Origin of the sequence: Bacillus cereus group sp. MYBK216-1 (assembly GCF_051916495.1) — a bacterium.
Classification (GTDB): domain Bacteria; phylum Bacillota; class Bacilli; order Bacillales; family Bacillaceae_G; genus Bacillus_A; species Bacillus_A thuringiensis_K.
The window spans coordinates 337,783-356,808 of sequence record NZ_JBQAGT010000005.1; the positions used below are offsets into that span (position 1 = coordinate 337,783).

A 19,026-nucleotide genomic window follows, 5' to 3' on the forward strand; every position below is an offset into this window, starting at 1 on the left:
GACTTCATATGTTGTCATTCGTTATAGTCAAAATATGGGGCGAATGCCCTGATTTTTAGAGTGAAGGGAATGGAATGAACATGCAAGGAAGAGTGAAATGGTTCAATGCAGAAAAGGGATTTGGGTTTATTGAGCGTGAAGATGGTGACGATGTATTTGTCCATTTTTCTGCTATTCAACAAGATGGGTTTAAGTCATTAGAAGAAGGGCAACAAGTAGAGTTTGACATTGTAGATGGAGCACGTGGACCACAAGCAGCTAATGTTGTGAAACTGTAGGGGATATTGTTTTTGGAAGAGAAAGCTGCGTGTGGCAACGTTATATATATGTAGTAGAACCTCTTGTTTTTCGCAAGGGGTTTTTGTTATAGGGTAAGTTGTCAAAAAGTTGTTTCTTTTCTGTAACGAATTGTCCACAGAAATATTCGTTATTCACGATGTTAATAGGATAAAATAAAGATAGAAACGATGCATCTTTTCATTTCAACAAAAAACGATAAAAAAATCGCAATTCCACTAATTTTTTTAAAAAAGTTAGAAGGAGTTTTTAAGCCAATGTCGAAATTATAGTACATAGGCTTGAAAGGAGGAATTCATCTATGAAATTCAACATTCGTGGTGAAAATATTGAAGTAACTCCAGCATTAAAGGAATATGTAGAGAAAAAACTAAGTAAGTTAGAGCGTTATTTTGATACATTCCCAGAGATTAAAGTTAATTTAAAAGTATACTCTGACAAGCAACGTGTCGAGGTAACAATCCCATTTACTGATTTATTACTTCGTGCAGAAGAAACTAATAGCGATATGTACGCTGCTATCGATTTAGTAGTTGATAAAATTGAGCGACAAATTCGTAAACATAAAACAAAAGTAAATCGTAAGTTACGTGAGAAAGGTTCTATAAAAACGAACTTTATCCTTCCAGAAGCAGTAGCTGTTTTGGATGAGGTAGAAGAAGATGAATTAGAACTTGTACGTACAAAACGATTCGATTTAAAACCGATGGACGTTGAAGAGGCAATCCTACAAATGGATATGCTAGGACATAATTTCTTCGTCTTCACAAATGCTGATACAAACGAAACTAATGTTGTATATGGCCGTAAAGATGGGAAATACGGTTTAATCGAAACTAAATAATAATTCGAAAGCGCAGCCGAAATGGCTGCGCTTTTTTTGCTGAAAATAGATTTTTAAAAAACTTTTCTTAATTTAGAACGAGACATTCGGCCGATTGTTGTCATAGTTATAAGACAAGTGTTACAATTATCATTAGGTATATACATTTTAGTTTTTTTAATTAGGAGAAAAATTGGCATAACATACATTTGATTGTTATAACGACTGATTGTAATAGAGAAAAAGAAAACAATCGGAAGTTTTATTTTAATAAAAAGAGGAGCGTATTTCCTATGATCGGTATTTTAAAAAAGGTGTTTGATGTAAATCAACGCCAAATTAAACGTATGCAGAAAACAGTTGAGCAAATTGATGCATTAGAGTCATCTATTAAGCCACTAACTGATGAACAATTAAAAGGAAAGACGCTTGAATTTAAAGAACGTCTAACAAAAGGTGAAACAGTAGATGATCTACTACCTGAAGCTTTCGCGGTTGTTCGCGAAGCGGCAACTCGTGTTCTTGGAATGCGTCCATATGGCGTACAGTTAATGGGTGGTATTGCCTTACATGAAGGGAATATTTCTGAGATGAAAACGGGTGAAGGTAAAACGTTAACGTCTACATTACCTGTATATTTAAATGCTTTAACAGGAAAAGGTGTTCACGTTGTTACAGTCAATGAATACTTAGCACAACGTGATGCGAATGAAATGGGACAACTTCATGAGTTCCTAGGCTTAACAGTAGGAATTAACTTAAATAGTATGTCACGCGAAGAGAAACAAGAGGCTTATGCTGCTGATATTACGTATAGCACAAATAATGAGCTTGGATTCGATTACTTACGTGATAACATGGTTTTATATAAAGAGCAGTGCGTTCAACGTCCACTTCACTTTGCTATTATCGATGAAGTCGATTCTATTTTAGTCGATGAAGCACGTACGCCGCTTATTATTTCAGGACAAGCTCAAAAATCAACAGAGCTATACATGTTTGCAAATGCATTTGTTCGTACGTTAGAAAATGAAAAAGATTATTCATTTGATGTGAAAACGAAAAATGTAATGCTAACAGAAGATGGTATTACGAAAGCAGAGAAAGCTTTCCATATTGAAAACTTATTCGATTTAAAACATGTAGCACTTCTTCACCATATTAATCAGGGGCTTCGTGCACACGTTGTTATGCATCGTGATACAGATTATGTTGTACAAGAAGGCGAAATCGTAATTGTAGACCAATTCACTGGTCGTCTTATGAAAGGTCGTCGTTATAGCGAAGGATTACACCAAGCGATTGAAGCAAAAGAAGGTGTAGAAATTCAAAATGAAAGCATGACGCTTGCAACAATTACATTCCAGAACTACTTCCGTATGTATGAAAAATTATCTGGTATGACTGGTACAGCGAAAACAGAGGAAGAGGAATTCCGTAACATTTACAATATGAACGTTATTGTAATTCCGACAAACAAACCGATTATTCGTGATGATCGTGCCGATTTAATCTTTAAATCAATGGAAGGTAAATTCAATGCTGTTGTTGAGGATATTGTAAATCGTCATAAACAAGGGCAACCTGTTCTTGTAGGTACAGTTGCAATTGAAACTTCAGAGCTTATTTCAAAAATGTTAACGCGTAAAGGTGTACGTCATAACATCTTAAATGCGAAAAACCATGCACGTGAAGCTGATATTATTGCGGAAGCAGGTATGAAAGGTGCTGTAACGATTGCAACGAATATGGCTGGTCGTGGTACAGATATTAAGCTTGGAGATGATGTAAAAATCTTCGGTCTAGCAGTTATCGGTACAGAACGACATGAAAGCCGTCGTATTGATAATCAGTTACGTGGTCGTGCCGGTCGTCAAGGGGACCCTGGTGTGACGCAGTTCTACTTATCAATGGAAGATGAATTAATGCGCAGATTTGGTTCAGATAATATGAAAGCAATGATGGACCGCCTTGGTATGGATGATTCACAGCCGATTGAAAGTAAAATGGTTTCTCGTGCGGTAGAATCTGCACAAAAACGTGTTGAAGGAAATAACTATGATGCACGTAAGCAGTTATTACAATACGATGATGTACTTCGTCAGCAACGTGAAGTTATTTATAAGCAACGTCAAGAGGTTATGGAATCGGAAAACTTACGTGGTATTATTGAAGGTATGATGAAATCTACAGTAGAACGTGCTGTTGCGCTTCATACACAAGAGGAAATTGAAGAAGATTGGAACATTAAAGGTCTTGTTGACTACTTAAATACAAACCTTCTTCAAGACGGAGATGTAAAAGAAGAAGAATTACGTCGCCTTGCTCCTGAGGAAATGAGCGAACCGATTATGGCGAAATTAATAGAGCGTTACAATGACAAAGAAAAGCTTATGCCAGAAGAGCAAATGCGTGAGTTTGAGAAAGTTGTTGTATTCCGCGTTGTAGATACGAAATGGACAGAGCATATTGATGCGATGGATCACCTTCGTGAAGGTATTCATTTACGTGCTTACGGTCAAATCGATCCACTTCGTGAGTACCAAATGGAAGGGTTCGCGATGTTCGAGTCAATGGTTGCTTCTATTGAAGAGGAAATTTCTCGTTACATTATGAAAGCTGAAATTGAACAAAACTTAGAACGTCAAGAAGTTGTTCAAGGTGAAGCTGTTCATCCTTCTAGCGATGGCGAAGAAGCAAAGAAAAAGCCAGTTGTAAAAGGTGACCAAGTGGGCCGCAACGATTTATGTAAATGTGGTAGCGGTAAAAAATATAAAAACTGCTGTGGTATCGTTCAGTAATATAGGACGGTAGCTTTGGCTGTTTTGCAAACTTTTATATCAAAAATGTATAATTAAGAAGGATTAAACTCTCTCCGTAATAAGTGGAGAGAGTTTCCCTTGTTTTCATACGAAAGTAACAGCAATTACATAGAGGTGAAGGAAATGGAATTAGTAGAAATTAGACAGGAATTAGAGAAAATGGCTAAGCGATTAGCGGCTTTTAGGGGGTCTCTTTGACCTCCCTACTAAGGAGAAACAAATTGCAGAATTAGAAGAGAAAATGATGGGCGCAGGATTTTGGGATGACCAACAAGGCGCACAAGCTGTAATTAATGAAGCGAATGCGTTAAAAGATATGGTTGGAAAGTTCCGTCAGTTAGATGAGACGTTCGAAAATTTAGAAATCACGCATGAGCTTTTAAAAGAAGAGTATGATGAAGATTTACATGAGGAATTAGAATCAGAAGTAAAAGGCTTAATTCAAGAAATGAATGAGTATGAGCTTCAGTTACTATTAAGTGATCCTTATGATAAAAATAATGCGATTTTAGAATTACATCCAGGTGCAGGTGGAACTGAGTCACAAGACTGGGGTTCTATGTTATTACGTATGTACACACGCTGGGCTGAAAAACGCGGATTCAAAGTAGAAACGGTTGATTATTTACCAGGTGATGAAGCTGGTATTAAGAGTGTAACTTTATTAATTAAAGGTCATAACGCTTACGGTTACTTAAAAGCAGAGAAAGGTGTACATCGTCTTGTACGTATTTCACCATTCGATTCTTCAGGGCGCCGTCATACATCGTTCGTATCTTGTGAAGTTGTACCAGAGTTCAATGATGAAGTTGAAATCGAAGTACGTACAGAAGACTTAAAAATTGATACGTACCGAGCAAGTGGAGCTGGTGGGCAGCACGTAAATACGACAGATTCAGCAGTTCGTATTACACATACACCGACAAATACGGTTGTAACATGTCAGTCGGAGCGTTCTCAAATTAAAAACCGTGAGCATGCGATGAAAATGTTAAAAGCGAAATTATATCAAAAGAAACTAGAAGAGCAACAAGCAGAATTAGATGAAATTCGCGGAGAGCAAAAAGAAATCGGATGGGGTAGCCAAATCCGTTCTTACGTATTCCACCCGTATTCTCTTGTAAAAGACCATCGTACAAATACGGAGGTTGGTAACGTACAAGCTGTTATGGATGGAGAGATTGATCCATTTATTGATGCTTACTTACGTTCTCGCATCTAATAAGCGAAAAAAAGCCAACGAAATTGTTGGCGCATGCTGAGGACAATAGAGGATATAAAGAATTTGATTCTATTTTTATAGATGAAGTAAAGAGGAAGAGAAGTTGGAAACGACAACTTCTCTTTTTGATGGGATTATATGTAGATTACAATGCTGTATATTGTTTTGTAAAAAGTAGAGAATAGTAAAATAGGCGGTAATAGGGTAAAGATTTATATAGAACTTTTCTAATTTTCCTTTTAAAAAGGATACTTTATAGAAGTTTTTTAAGTTGTTCACAGAATTGAAACAACTTATGAAAGCTTTATTTTATCAAGGTTCTCACTGTATTTTTGAGGAATATGAAATACACCTTAGTTTTTCTATATAAAGATAATGCTTATAATGAAAATGAGTGTGTTAGGAATAAAAAGAATATCAACAATGGGGAGCGATAGAAGTGAAAAAGAAATTGTTGGCTATTGCGCTAGGGACATCGGTTGTTTTTGCTTTAGGAGCATGCGGAAATAAAGAAGAGAGTAAGTCTTCGAAACAGTCTGCAAGCACAGACAGCGCAGAACAAATTTTCCAAAGAAGTTGTGCGGGATGTCACGCAACAGATTTATCAGGGGCAACTGGACCTGATTTAAGAAAAGTAGGCGGTAAGTACGACGCTGCAGATATCGAAGAGATTATTAAAAAAGGCCGTGGTTCAATGTCACCAGGACTTATTCAAGGTGAAGATGCGAAAAAAGTATCTGAATGGTTAGCTGAACATAAATAAAAAGGTGAAATGGGCGAGTTGATAATATAGTCAGCTCGTTTTCCTTTTTTCTGGTATGTAACATAACTGTAACAAAAATGTATCCAAATTGGAAACCGTTTGATGTTACAATGGGGTTTGTAGAATTTTGCTGAAATATATTACATAGAGTGGTATTGCTTATGAGAAAGCATAAGTAAACTACCTTCAACAAGGATGACTAAATGAAAATGAAGGATGTCTTTTATTTTCAGATGTACAGAAAAGTATTTCGAAAAAAATCATTAAGTATTGGGTGATAAATAATGATAAAAATGACGAATGTTTATAAGGAGTACCCGAATGGTATGAAAGCCATTGCTGGTCTTACAGTTAACATTAAACAAGGTGAATTCGTATACGTAGTTGGACCGAGTGGAGCCGGGAAATCTACATTTATTAAAATGATGTATCGTGAAGAGAAACCATCTACAGGATCTATTAATGTAAATGGACTTACTATCGAAACATTGGCAGAAAGAGACGTTCCGTATTTCCGTCGCCAATTAGGCGTAATTTTCCAAGATTTCAAATTGCTACCTAAATTAACGGTATATGAGAATGTTTCGTTTGCTTTAGAAGTAATTGAAGAAGAACCAGATGCAATTCGTGAGCGTGTAACAGAAGTGTTAGGTCTTGTAGGCCTTGAAGATCGTGCAGACGCACTTCCAAGTGAGCTTTCGGGCGGGGAGCAACAACGTGTGGCTATTGCAAGAGCAATTGTAAATAGACCAAAGGTTGTAATTGCCGATGAGCCAACAGGTAACTTAGATATTGAAACAGCTCTTGATATTATGAATATTTTTACTCGCATTAATGAGCGCGGCACAACGATCGTTATGGCGACGCATAATGCAGATATCGTAAATACAATCCGTCATCGTGTAATCGCGATTGAAGGCGGAAAAATTGTTCGAGATGAGATTGAGGGAGGATACGGATATGAAGGCTAAGACCCTTAGTCGACATTTGCGAGAAGGTGTAAAGAATCTATCACGTAACGGATGGATGACATTTGCTTCTGTTAGTGCAGTAACAGTTACATTATTACTTGTAGGTGTCTTTTTAACAGCGATTATGAATATGAACCATTTTGCGACTAAAGTAGAGCAAGATGTAGAGATTCGTGTACACATTGATCCAGCTGCAAAAGAAGCGGATCAAAAGAAATTAGAAGAAGATATGAGTAAGATTGCAAAAGTAGATTCTATTAAATATTCTTCTAAAGAAGAAGAGTTAAAACGTTTAATTAAAAGCTTAGGTGATAGTGGAAAAACGTTTGAGTTATTTGAACAAGATAACCCACTTAAAAACGTATTCGTTGTAAAAGCAAAAGAACCAACCGATACAGCGACAATCGCGAAGAAGGTTGAAAAAATGCAGTTTGTTAGTAATGTTCAGTACGGAAAAGGGCAAGTTGAACGATTATTTGATACTGTAAAAACTGGTCGTAACATTGGGATTGCGTTAATTGCTGGTCTTTTATTCACAGCGATGTTCTTAATCTCTAATACAATTAAAATTACAATTTATGCTCGTAGTACAGAAATTGAAATTATGAAACTTGTTGGTGCAACAAACTGGTTTATTCGTTGGCCATTCTTGCTAGAGGGATTATTCTTAGGAGTATTAGGATCAATTATTCCAATTGGCCTAATTCTAATTACGTATAATTCGTTGCAAGGTGTGTTTAATGAAAAACTTGGCGGAACAATTTTCGAGCTTCTACCATACAGTCCGTTCGTATTCCAATTAGCTGGTTTACTAGTGTTAATCGGTGCTTTAATCGGTATGTGGGGAAGTGTAATGTCAATTCGTCGCTTCTTAAAAGTATAAAAAGTTGCAAACATAATTCGTACAAGCTTATCATATAGTAGAAATAGGTAAAGGCATCACACACTGTGTGATGCCTTTTGCTACACCACCTGTGTGTTTTGGAAAGGGGAATTCCGCATTGAAACGGAGAGTTGCAATTATTGGAATGGTTGTTGCATTTTTAATTGGTGCTGGCGGAATGTTTGCAGGCATGTCTGTATTTGGGGTTAACCCATCAGAAGTAACGCAAACAATTTCGAGTGGGAATGCTAGCACTGCGCAAGGGAATTTGGCAAAAATTAATGAGGCGTATGCACTAATTGATTCACGTTATGTGGAAGACGTGAAAGATGAAAAGTTAGTTGAAGGTGCAATACAAGGTATGCTGTCTACGCTGAAGGACCCTTATTCCACGTATATGGATAAAGAAACAGCCAAACAGTTTAGTGAATCGCTTGATCCCGAATTAGAGGGGATTGGGGCTGAGGTGAACAAGACGGACGGTAAGCTTATTATCGTATCGCCAATTAAAGGTTCACCAGCAGAAAAGATAGGAATTAAACCGAATGACCAAATTTTATCTGTAGATGGAAACAGTGTGAAAGACTTATCACGTGAAGAAGCAGTATTAAAAATTCGTGGTAAAAAGGGAACGACTGTCGCAATTGAAATTAAACGTGCGGGAGTAACTGATCCGATCGTATTTAAAATTAAGCGTGAAAAGATTCCAATCTTTACAGTATTTAGTTCTGTGAAGCAAGAGAGTGGAAAAGATATCGGTTATATGCAAATCACTTCTTTTGCTGAAAATACAGCGAAAGAATTTAAGGATCAGTTAAAAGAGTTAGAGAAGAAAAATATAAAAGGCTTAGTTATTGACGTGCGTGGTAATCCTGGTGGTTATTTAAATAGTGTAGAAGATATACTAGGAGAAATTATGACGAATAAAAAGCCGATGCTACAAGTAGAGCAGCGAAATGGTGAGAAGAAGAAATTCTCTACAGAACTGAAAGAGAGAAAACCATATCCAATTTCAGTATTAATTGATAATGGAAGTGCTTCTGCTTCAGAGATTTTAGCGGGTGCGCTAAAAGAAGGAGAAGGATACGATTTAATTGGTGAAAAGACATTTGGTAAAGGTACTGTCCAGCAAGCTGTTCCATTTAAAGACGGCAGCAACATTAAATTAACGATGTTTAAATGGTTAACACCGGATGGGAACTGGATTCATAAAAAAGGAATCGCGCCAACAGTAGAAGTGAAGCAACCAAATTATTATCATGCGACACCAATTCAAATTGAAAAAACACTTTCATACAATTCAAATGATGTACAAGTAAAACATGCTCAAGAAATGCTTAAGAGCTTAGGGTATGTACCAGGTCGTGAAGATGGATACTTTAGTAAAGAGACAGAATCGGCTCTGAAAGCATTCCAAAATGCAAATGAGATGGAAGCGACAGGACAGCTTGATAAAAAGACAGCTGAAGCGATTCAAACTAAAATTATCGAAAAAATCCGTTCTGGAGAAAATGATCTACAATTACAGTCAGCATTAAAATTAATGGCAAAATAAGAAGAAATACAGGCAGTTTGCTGCCTGTATTTTTTTGTGTTAAACAAACGTTTGTTTAGTTATGATAATATAAAAAGAAAGAATGATATAAATGGTGGTGAATGAGTTCATGGAGGCGTGGATTTTTGAAATAATGCGGGCAGTTGGACGTTTTTTCTTACACCCTGCTGTCTATATATTTGTAATAAGTAGTATCTTCGTTGGATACTTACGTATGTTAAGAGAACGAAAAGATTTTTCTTTTAAAGTTTATGATATTTGGTTTGAACTGCGAACCTCTCTATTTGCAGGGATTGGATATGGATTAGTAGTGTCTATTGTTACGATTGGGCTTGGACTTGTTGTTTCTAAAGCAAGCTTATGGGCCATTTTAATTTGGACGTTACTATTTGGATTAACGGCTATGTATCGATATTTATCGGCAGCTTATACATTTAGCATTGCGATTGTATGTGTTCTATTATCTTCTAAGCTACCAGTTTCCTTTTTACAGCTTCGAGAAGGTGAAGAGAGTACCATTGTATCCCTTGTTATTTTACTAGGCGTTATGCTTATTGTAGAAGGCTTATTGATTTCTAAAAACGCAGTAGGATATTCGACGCCGAAGATTAGGAAGGGGAAGCGTGGATTAAAGATTGGTTTACACGAATCAAAGCGTTTATGGATCGTTCCTATTTTTATTCTTGTACCGGGTGATGCGGTAACGCAGTTTATTTCATGGTGGCCTATCGTTTCAATAGGTTCAAATACATATTCTCTATTCCTCGTTCCATTTTTAATTGGATTTATGAGAAAGATTAAAAGTTATGAGCCGACGGCAGCTTTATTATTTACAGGAAGACGTGTTTATGGGTTAGCGGGACTTGTGCTCGTTTTAGGAATCGCAAGTTACTGGTGGCACGTACTTGCAATTATCGCGATGGGAGTCGCTATGCTTGGGCGTTTCACAATTTCGATGCAAGAAAAAATTGCCGATGAAACAAGACCAGCGTATTTTGCTGCACGCAATGATGGGCTCGTTGTACTAGATACAATTCCAAATACAATTGGAGCAGAGCTGAAATTACTTCCTGGAGAAATTATTACGAAAGTAAATGGAGTCATTCCAAAAAGCGCCGAGGAATTTTATGATGCGCTTCAAACGAAGACGACAGGAGCATTTTGTAAATTAGAAGTATTAGATACAAATGGTGAGCTTCGTCTTGCACAAACTGCATTATATGCTGGTGGACATCACGAATTAGGTATTGTATTCGTTGAACAGGAGCATGAGTGGGATTCGGAAGCGATGTAATAGAAGGAATGGTATCACCTTGTGGTGGTACCTTTTTTGTTTTTTGGGGGATGGTAGGGTAGTTAGTAAATGAAATTTATATCGGCGATTTTCCGAATATATCAGCGCAACTTGAAATATATCGGCGATTTTGCAAATATATCAGCGCAACTCGAAATATATCGGCGATTATTCGAATATATTGACTTTCCGGCAAAAAACGACAACTGTCGCAAAGCTTATTTTCAGTTTCATAGACGGATAACTTGAATAATCATTTGATAATGGTTATCATTTAGGGAGTCTTTTTAATTTTGGAAAATGGAGGGAAGATATGCTACGTAAATTTTTTTCTTACTATAAACCGTATAAAGGTTTATTTATACTCGACTTTTCTTGCGCGGTTGTCGCAGGGTTATTAGAACTTGGCTTCCCGCTTATCGTAAATCAATTTATTGATAAGTTATTGCCAGGGCAAAACTGGACGCTTATTTTATGGGCTTGTTTCGGTTTACTCGCAGTTTATATGTTAAATGCAGGCTTACAATATGTCGTTACATATTGGGGACATATGCTTGGTGTTAACATTGAAACAGATATGAGGCAGAAATTATTTGATCATATTCAAAAGCTATCATTCAGATTTTTTGACAATAATAAAACAGGTCATTTAATTTCACGCCTTACAAACGATTTAATGGAAATTGGGGAAATTGCTCACCATGGACCAGAAGATTTATTTATCGCCGTAATGACTTTAGTTGGGGCATTCTCATTTATGATGATGATCAACTGGAAGTTAGCGTTATTAACGTTCTTCGTCATTCCATTCCTATTATGGTTAGCACTTTACTTCAATAAAAAAATGACAGGTACATTTAGACGTTTATTCTCAGACGTTGCTGATTTTAATGCATGCATTGAGAACAATGTTGGGGGAATTCGTGTTGTACAAGCATTCGGAAATGAAAAGTTTGAGAAAGAGCAATTTGCTGTGAACAACGCTCGTTTCCGTACAACGAAATTAATGGCGTATAAAATTATGGCGTTAAATTCATCGATTAGTTATATGCTCATGCGTCTCGTAACGCTCTTCGTTTTAATATGCGGTACATGGTTTGTTTTGCAAGGAGAATTAACGTACGGCGGATTTATCGGATTCGTTCTATTAACGAATATTTTCTTCCGTCCAATTGAAAAAATTAACGCGGTAATCGAAAGCTATCCGAAAGGGATTGCTGGTTTTAAAAGATATGTAGAGCTTCTTGAAACAGAGCCTGACATTGTAGACTCTAAAGATGCAATGGAAGTTAAACATGTACATGGTGATATTCAATATAACAACATTACGTTCGGATATGAAAACAAAGAACCGATTTTAAATGACATTAGTTTGAAAATACATGCAGGTGAAACAGTGGCGTTCGTTGGACCATCAGGAGCTGGGAAAACGACGTTATGTAGCCTATTACCACGTTTTTATGAGCAATCATCTGGATCGATTCAAATTGATGGTATTGATACGAAAGATATGACGTTATCTTCACTTCGTAAGCAAATTGGAATTGTGCAGCAAGACGTGTTCTTATTCTCAGGAACAATTCGTGAAAATATTGCTTACGGAAATTTAAAAGCATCAGAAGCTGAAATTTGGCAGGCAGTAAAACGTGCGCAGTTAGAAGATTTAATTTACTCACAGCCGGACGGTTTAGATACTGTTATCGGTGAGCGCGGCGTGAAACTTTCAGGTGGACAGAAGCAGCGTCTAGCTATTGCTCGTATGTTCTTGAAAAACCCTCCAATTTTAATATTGGATGAAGCAACTTCTGCATTAGATACTGAGACAGAACTTGCGATTCAAAAATCGCTTGCGGAGCTATCTGTTGGTCGTACAACATTAGTTATCGCTCACAGACTTGCAACGATTAAAAATGCAGATCGCATCGTTGTTGTAAATAAAGATGGTATTGCAGAACAAGGTTCACATAATGAATTAATTGAGCAAGGTGGAGGATACAGTAGGTTATACGAAGCTCAGTTTAGTTCGTAAATATAATTTGTACAGAATTAGTGCACCATAAGTAGGTAAAAATCTCATATGGGAGGAAATAAAGTATGATTGTAACAACAACGTCTACAATTCAAGGAAAAGAAATTATTGAGTATATTGATATTGTCAATGGAGAAGCGATTATGGGCGCGAATATCGTTCGTGACCTTTTCGCCTCCGTCCGTGAGGTTGTCGGCGGTCGTGCGGGTGCTTATGAAAGTAAATTAAAAGAAGCACGCGACATCGCAATGGAAGAGATGAAAACTTTCGCAAGACAAAAAAATGCAAATGCAATTGTTGGTATTGACGTGGATTATGAAGTAGTTCGCGAAGGAATGCTAATGGTTGCTGTGAGCGGGACTGCTGTCCGTATCTAAAATGAAAAGCCGTGCTGATGCACGGCTTTTTGTATTCTATGTCGAAGATTCAATATTTCTTGGGAAATGTGGAATGCCCCGTCGATATATAGGGAAGACATTAGAGTGCTTCTTTACATTTTTGAATTTGAGTTAATAATTTTGCGTATTCTTGTTCGAGAGATGTGATGTCATCGTGATGATTTGGAATGGAAATCCGGCCGATGACTTCTGTTAATTTTGTTTGTAATCGTAACATTTCTTGCTCAGTAACGTTTACAGAATCTCCGGTGGTTCTTTTTGTGTATTGCTCGTAATTACCGTGGAAGATTCTTGGTTCATTCTCATCTACTTGTAGAATATGGTCTGCAACAGAGCGAATAAAGGCACGGTCATGGCTAATGAAAAGTATTGTGCCAGGATATTCTTGTAACATGGTTTCTAATTCTTCTTGCGTCGCTAAGTCTAAATAGTTTGTCGGTTCATCTAGCAGAAGCATATTATAGTTTCCTAAAAATACTTTTGCGAGTGCAACCTTCATTCGTTCACCCCCGCTTAGAACGTGCACAGGTTTATGAACATCCTCACGGCGGAATAGAAGTCGTGCAAGTATTGTGCGAACGAATGCTTCTGTATAGTTTGTTTCTTCTAGAACATTTTCTAAAATGGTTTTATCTGTTTTTAAAATAGATAATGTTTGTTCGAAGTATCCAATTTTACAATTTTTCGATAGCTGCATGCCACGCTCGTTTGTGAGAAGCATGTTGAACAAAGTGGTTTTGCCGCTTCCATTTGCCCCTAAAACGGCAAGCTTTGCACCAGGGGCAATAGTTCCATTCATATTTTTAAATAGTATACGGTCGCCTATTTTCTTTGTTGCTTTATTGAATTGTACTGCCACCTTACTATGAATGGGTGTATGGTATTGCACGTCAAATTGAGCTTGAGAAAGATCCTTTGGCTTTTCCTTCTTTTCTAGTTTTTCGAGACGTGTCTCTAATGCTTTTGCTGCTTTACTAACCTGTTCTTGGCCATGAGCCCCACTTAACCTATAAAGTCTAGATTCAGATGAACTGAACCGTGTTGGGATTTTTGTCATGTTAGAAGCACGTTGCTTTCTTTGTAGAATGGACTGTTCTAAACGATTTTTTTCTTGTATATATTGCTCATATTCTGCTTGTTTTTGTATTCGTTCACGTTCTTTTTGTTTTCGATAGTTTGAATAATTACCTTTGTACTCTTGAATAATACCGTCTTCAATTTCAATAATTTTGGTACATATATTATCTAGAAATTCACGGTCATGCGATATTAAAACAAGTGCCCCTTTATAAGATGAAAGTGCCTTTTCTAATTGCTCTGTACCGACCATATCTAAGTGGCTTGTTGGTTCATCAGCGAATAAAATGCCTGCATTTTGTTCGAGAGCATGCGCAATCTTTAGTCGCATTCGTTCACCGCCGCTCATTGCGTCGGTAACGTTTGAAATACTCCATTTTCCTTTTGCGAGAGAAGAAGCGGTTTCCGGTAGTTCTTCGCTGAGCTGAGGAATGATGGCGATAGAACTATGATGAGTTACTATGCCTCTGTCAGCTTCTATTTCTTTACTTAATATTTGTAATAACGTAGATTTACCAGCTCCGTTGACTCCGACAATTCCTATGCGATCCTGTGCTTGAATTTCCAGTGATGGTAATGTAAATAGTGTGCGATCACCAAAGCTCTTTTCAATATTACGTGCGAATAAAATAGTCATAAAAAAACCTCCCTAGTTTCACTAGAGAGGATAAACGTCGCCCTTGTATGTAAAAAATCGTACATAAATAAACAATTTTTTACATGATCGTTTCGAAAGAAAGTATCGACAAATGGACAGACTAATCCCCTGCTAGTTTTCATCATTTTTGTTCACTATTTGTGATGGATGAAATAAATAAGAGAATTAGAACTTCATTGGTCAAAGTACCTTCCTTTCATAATATTACTTTTATTGTATGCGCATACAAAAGGGTTTGTCAAACTTATTTCTGTTCGCTATTTTTGAATTTATTATTATACAATTGTGCTTTTGCCAGCGCCTCAGCATCGTTTTTAATTTCATCCAGTCCATTCGCATCTCCAATAACATAACCTTCAAATGAAGAACCAACAAAATCAAAGATATATTGGAATTGAGCAATAAGCGGTAATGCTTTTAGCTTTGGATTATCCCCGCCAACGATGACAACATACATTTTTTTGCCTTTCATTTTTTCTTTGAAATGAAGAGATGTATCGCGCAAGCTTTGTGACCAGCGATCAACAAAGTTTTTCATATGTCCACTCATTCCGTACCAATATAATGGTGTAGCAAAGATAATCGTGTCGTGCTCTAGCATGCGTTTGATTAACTGCTCATAGTCATCATTTACGGATTGGAATCCTTCTGCATCATGACGTTGGTCTGTAATAGGATAGACGGTATGATCACGCAAATAAATTTGTTCTGCTTCAATGTCCTCTATCATCATATGTGTTAAAGCTTCTGTATTTCCGTTTTGTCTTGAACTGCCATGTATAACAAACATGTAATCATTCCTTTTCTTTTGCTTGTTTTAGGAGTGAAACGTGTTTTTGCAAATTCGCTTGGATGTTGGAAAGTAATGTGATTTGCTTTGTTACTTCATTGAGTTTATCTTCGTAAAGCGTAAGGATACTGCTGCACGGATTGTCGTACAGGTGCGGTTCAATTTCAAGGCAGCGCAGCATCCTTGCCGTCTCTTCTAAATTTAAGCCAATTTGTAAGTACATTTGAATAAGCTCCACTTTTTCGATGGCACTTTCATCAAAATCACGGTAGCCATTTGCAAGGCGCTTAGAAGGGAGTAAGCCCTTTTCTTCGTAATGTCTTAGTGATCTTTCACTAACGCCAGTTTCTTTTGATAATTCTCCAATTCGCAATGTATTTCACTCCTTTTACATGTATTGTAAACCTTCACACTAATGTGAAGGTCAACTCTGTTTTTTCGCAAAAGAATCTACATGATTTAAGAACACTTGAATGGCTTTAGATGGAATGAAATATTTACCGCGCACGATGGAAAACGGACGGATTAGTTGTTCATTTGGAACTTCGACGTGGAATAGTTCTTTTGCTAATAGCTCTTTCCGTACAGTCCAATCAGAAAGGATAGCGATGCCAAGCCCGGCACTAACAGCTTCCTTTACGCTTTGGATACTACTGAATGTAAAGAATCGTTTCATTTTTAAATGGTGTTGATGAATAAAGCGGTCACTATAAGCGCGTGTACCAGAACCACTTTCTCTTAATACCCATACTTGATCTTGGAGTGTACTTTCATTTATTTCATTTGTGCGGAGTAATGGATGATTTGGCGGGACGACGAGCTTCATTTCATCTTGCATAAATGTTTCAACATCTACGTCGGCGTATACGACTTGTCCTTCCACTAGGCCGATATCAATTTGATTAGAGCGAAGGCTTTGCAAAACGTCTTCTGTATTTGAGATGAAAGTATGAACTTCGACGTGTGGATTTTCATTCGCATAGTTAGCCAGTATTTTTGGAAGTAAGTATTCGCCAATTGTAAAACTAGCACCAATGCGAAGTGTTCCTGTTACAACGTTATGTAGTTCATTAATTTCTTGTTTAGCATCTTCGTAAAGAGAGAGCATTTGCTTTGCATGTATATATAATATGTTTCCAGCTTCAGTAACTTGGACGTGCTTCGGGGAGCGTTGAATAAGCGTAGTGCCAAATTCGTTTTCTAAGTTGCGTATATGCATACTTACTCCAGGCTGTGAAAGGTTTAATAATTCTGCTGCACGGGAGAAGTGTTTCTGTTCAACGACAGTAACAAAAATTTTTAAAATGTCTACGTTCATATAATGGGCTCCTTTCTTTTTCTATCATCTTATCATAAGTATTTCTGATGATAGAGATTTGGTATTGGTATTAAACTTATTATAGAAACTCTCTTATAATGTAAGTAGAAAGAACATGCATGTTCCAATACGATTATTGGAGTGGTTCAAAATGGAACAAACACTTGTTATACAAAAGAAGAAGCGTTTTGGATTTTCGCAAGGAATTGGGATTACATTATTAATCGCAATTGCCGCGAAATATTTAGCAGAGCTTCCATTTTTAAATATTATGGGACAATTAGTAATTGCTATTCTAATTGGGATGGTTTGGCGCGCTGCAATTGGAGTTCCTCACGATGCGATAGCAGGAACGAACTTTGCGAGTAAGAAGTTGCTGCGCTTTGGGATCATCTTACTTGGAATGCGATTAAATCTTGTTGATATTGCGAAGGCGGGACCGAAAGTATTGGTCATCGCGGCGGTTGTTATTACATTTACTATTTTTGTTGTATACGGGCTAACGAAAGTATTTAAAGTAGAAAAGAAACTTGGGATTTTAACAGCATGCGGTACGGCAATTTGCGGCGCAGCCGCGGTCGTGGCAATTGCACCGCAAGTGAAAGCGAAGGACGATGAAACAGCAGTTGGGGCAGCAATCATCGCGATTTTAGGTACCATATTTACGCTTATTTATACGTTATTATATCCAGTGCTTGGCCTATCTCCATACGGATATGGAGTGTTCTCAGGGGCGACACTGCATGAGATTGCTCACGTAATTGCGGCTGCGGTGCCAGGAGGAAGCACGGCTGTAGATATCGCAGTTATCGTGAAACTAACGCGCGTAGCAATGCTTGTGCCAGTAGCGATTTTAATTGGTCTATGGTTTGGTAAGAGTGAAGGTAGCAAAGAAAAGAAATCGTGGCGCGAACTTCCAATACCATGGTTCATTTTCGGGTTCTTAGCGATGAGTGCAGTGCATTCGCTCGGGATTATTCCAGAAGTTGTTGCGGGATACATTGTTGTTCTTGCTTACATGCTTATCGCAATGGCGATGGCAGGGCTCGGTTTAAATGTAGAGTTTAAAACGTTCCGTAAATTAGGAAGTAAAGCATTTGTGGCGGGGCTGATTGGCTCGGTTTGCTTATCGGTTCTTGGATACGTTCTTGTATATGCGTTAGGATTTATGTAGTAGAGGAGAAAGCTGTTCCCGAAGGTGTTTGGGGACAGCTTTTTCTTATGATTATAGTAGCGCTACGGATGTCGATATATTTGGAAAATCGCCGATATAAATGGAGTTGCGCTGATATATTTGGGAAATCGCCGATATATTTCAAGTTGCGCTGATATATTTAGAAAATCGCTGATATAAATTGAATTACTCTTGTACTTTGTTAGAGTAGATGTTCAATGAAACATTTTTCTAAAATTTGTAAAGATATCTTTACTTATAACTGGAAAATATTTATAATTTAAGTAAAGATATCTTTACTTTTGAAGGTGGATCCTATGGGTGTGAAAAATAAAATAAAAGAATTAAGAAAGCAAAATCATATAACACAAGTTGAAATGGCAAATGCGATGCAGGTGACGCGGCAGACGATCGTGGCGATTGAAAATCATCATTACAACCCGAGTCTAGAGCTATCCTTAAAAATCGCCAAATATTTTGGAGTGAAGGTGGAGGAAATCTTTACGCTGGAGTAAGGAGAAAGAAAATAACTGACAAGCTTGAGAGATTTCAATTAAATTAAACGTTTAAATATATAAGGATTGGTTTTGGTTTATTAATTAGTTTAATTAGTACGGCATCAACGAGCGTGTTGGCAACAAGGAATAATAGATAGAAAAAGGGGAACTGGGATGGGATTACCGGTGTTATGTGTCGCTACAGCTATATTTGCGCTTCTTTGGGGAATGCAAAACTTTTCTCGTAATCCAGTGCCGAGTATGTGTATTATGATTGGTACTGTAGGTTTATCGTATTATTTATTATTATTAGCCCATTATCATAAAACGGCAACGAGTGTTGTTGTTGGAGCACTTATTTTATTTTGTGGGCGCGCTGTACAAAAAGGATTATTTCCGTAAAAGCTGTTTATACGAAGAGTATAAACAGCTTTTTGTATTTTTTTACAAAAGGC

The 19,026-nt window shown here is 37.2% G+C and carries 18 protein-coding genes; 14 read left to right on the forward strand and 4 right to left on the reverse strand.

The annotated features are described in order from the left end of the window. Positions 1-80: 80 nt before the first annotated feature. The 11 genes from cspC to ACTFRH_RS19950 all read left to right on the forward strand — a co-directional run bounded on the left by cspC (position 81) and on the right by ACTFRH_RS19950 (position 13,036). Complete coding sequence (cspC, locus tag ACTFRH_RS19900) at positions 81-278, forward strand: cold shock protein CspC (RefSeq protein ID WP_003303412.1); 198 nt, start codon at positions 81-83, stop codon at positions 276-278. Between the two features lie 320 nt (positions 279-598). After that, a complete protein-coding gene (gene hpf / locus ACTFRH_RS19905; RefSeq protein WP_000671185.1) occupies positions 599-1,141 on the forward strand; it encodes a ribosome hibernation-promoting factor, HPF/YfiA family in 543 nt (180 codons plus the stop codon). A gap of 272 nt (positions 1,142-1,413) precedes the next feature. After that, entirely contained in the window at positions 1,414-3,921 is a 2,508-nt protein-coding gene (gene secA / locus ACTFRH_RS19910; protein ID WP_000579370.1) for a preprotein translocase subunit SecA, read from the forward strand. Between the two features lie 144 nt (positions 3,922-4,065). Beyond that, a protein-coding gene (gene prfB, locus ACTFRH_RS19915) for a peptide chain release factor 2 (protein ID WP_096001716.1) occupies positions 4,066-5,164 on the forward strand; the annotation gives its coding sequence in 2 pieces (ribosomal slippage) (positions 4,066-4,137 and positions 4,139-5,164; 1,098 coding nt in all). 439 nt (positions 5,165-5,603) lie between these two features. Next, positions 5,604-5,927, forward strand: coding sequence for a cytochrome c551 (cccB, locus tag ACTFRH_RS19920; RefSeq protein ID WP_000727971.1), 324 nt, complete (start codon positions 5,604-5,606; stop codon positions 5,925-5,927). 284 nt (positions 5,928-6,211) lie between these two features. Then, on the forward strand, positions 6,212-6,898 hold the full coding sequence (gene ftsE / locus ACTFRH_RS19925; protein ID WP_000594321.1) for a cell division ATP-binding protein FtsE: 687 nt from the start codon (positions 6,212-6,214) through the stop codon (positions 6,896-6,898). Beyond that, positions 6,888-7,781: a permease-like cell division protein FtsX gene (gene ftsX, locus ACTFRH_RS19930; RefSeq protein ID WP_000645027.1), complete on the forward strand. Its 894-nt coding sequence runs from the start codon at positions 6,888-6,890 to the stop codon at positions 7,779-7,781. The genes ftsE and ftsX overlap by 11 nt, the downstream gene beginning before the upstream one ends. A 118-nt stretch (positions 7,782-7,899) precedes the next feature. After that, the gene (locus tag ACTFRH_RS19935) at positions 7,900-9,336 is read left to right on the forward strand and encodes a S41 family peptidase (RefSeq protein ID WP_000830313.1); all 1,437 of its coding nucleotides are present in this window, start codon (positions 7,900-7,902) and stop codon (positions 9,334-9,336) included. A gap of 109 nt (positions 9,337-9,445) precedes the next feature. Further along, the gene (locus ACTFRH_RS19940) at positions 9,446-10,630 is read left to right on the forward strand and encodes a PDZ domain-containing protein (protein ID WP_000388610.1); all 1,185 of its coding nucleotides are present in this window, start codon (positions 9,446-9,448) and stop codon (positions 10,628-10,630) included. A 313-nt stretch (positions 10,631-10,943) separates the two neighbouring features. Beyond that, complete coding sequence (locus ACTFRH_RS19945) at positions 10,944-12,659, forward strand: ABC transporter ATP-binding protein (protein ID WP_000944620.1); 1,716 nt, start codon at positions 10,944-10,946, stop codon at positions 12,657-12,659. A 65-nt stretch (positions 12,660-12,724) separates the two neighbouring features. Further along, positions 12,725-13,036 (forward strand): heavy metal-binding domain-containing protein, encoded by a 312-nt coding sequence (locus ACTFRH_RS19950; protein WP_000637526.1) that lies wholly within the window; start codon positions 12,725-12,727, stop codon positions 13,034-13,036. A 100-nt stretch (positions 13,037-13,136) separates the two neighbouring features. Here the strand turns inward: ACTFRH_RS19950 and abc-f are convergent, their stop codons facing one another. The 4 genes from abc-f to ACTFRH_RS19970 all read right to left on the reverse strand — a co-directional run bounded on the left by abc-f (position 13,137) and on the right by ACTFRH_RS19970 (position 16,900). Further along, on the reverse strand, positions 13,137-14,771 hold the full coding sequence (gene abc-f, locus ACTFRH_RS19955; protein WP_000153764.1) for a ribosomal protection-like ABC-F family protein: 1,635 nt from the start codon (positions 14,769-14,771) through the stop codon (positions 13,137-13,139). Between the two features lie 265 nt (positions 14,772-15,036). Then, positions 15,037-15,582, reverse strand: a complete 546-nt coding sequence (locus ACTFRH_RS19960) for a flavodoxin family protein (protein WP_000497607.1) — start codon at positions 15,580-15,582, stop codon at positions 15,037-15,039. A gap of 4 nt (positions 15,583-15,586) precedes the next feature. After that, positions 15,587-15,955 (reverse strand): MerR family transcriptional regulator, encoded by a 369-nt coding sequence (locus ACTFRH_RS19965; protein WP_001219204.1) that lies wholly within the window; start codon positions 15,953-15,955, stop codon positions 15,587-15,589. Between the two features lie 51 nt (positions 15,956-16,006). Then, a complete protein-coding gene (locus ACTFRH_RS19970; protein ID WP_001099987.1) occupies positions 16,007-16,900 on the reverse strand; it encodes a LysR family transcriptional regulator in 894 nt (297 codons plus the stop codon). Positions 16,901-17,051: 151 nt separating this feature from the next. Here ACTFRH_RS19970 and ACTFRH_RS19975 point away from each other — a divergent pair, with 151 nt between their 5' ends. The 3 genes from ACTFRH_RS19975 (at position 17,052) to ACTFRH_RS19985 (ending at position 18,973) form a co-directional block, all read left to right on the forward strand. Next, positions 17,052-18,074 (forward strand): YeiH family protein, encoded by a 1,023-nt coding sequence (locus tag ACTFRH_RS19975; protein WP_000438435.1) that lies wholly within the window; start codon positions 17,052-17,054, stop codon positions 18,072-18,074. 317 nt (positions 18,075-18,391) lie between these two features. After that, a complete protein-coding gene (locus tag ACTFRH_RS19980; RefSeq protein ID WP_440048777.1) occupies positions 18,392-18,589 on the forward strand; it encodes a helix-turn-helix transcriptional regulator in 198 nt (65 codons plus the stop codon). Positions 18,590-18,745: 156 nt separating this feature from the next. Then, on the forward strand, positions 18,746-18,973 hold the full coding sequence (locus ACTFRH_RS19985) for a hypothetical protein (RefSeq protein ID WP_000524136.1): 228 nt from the start codon (positions 18,746-18,748) through the stop codon (positions 18,971-18,973). Positions 18,974-19,026 lie beyond the last annotated feature (53 nt).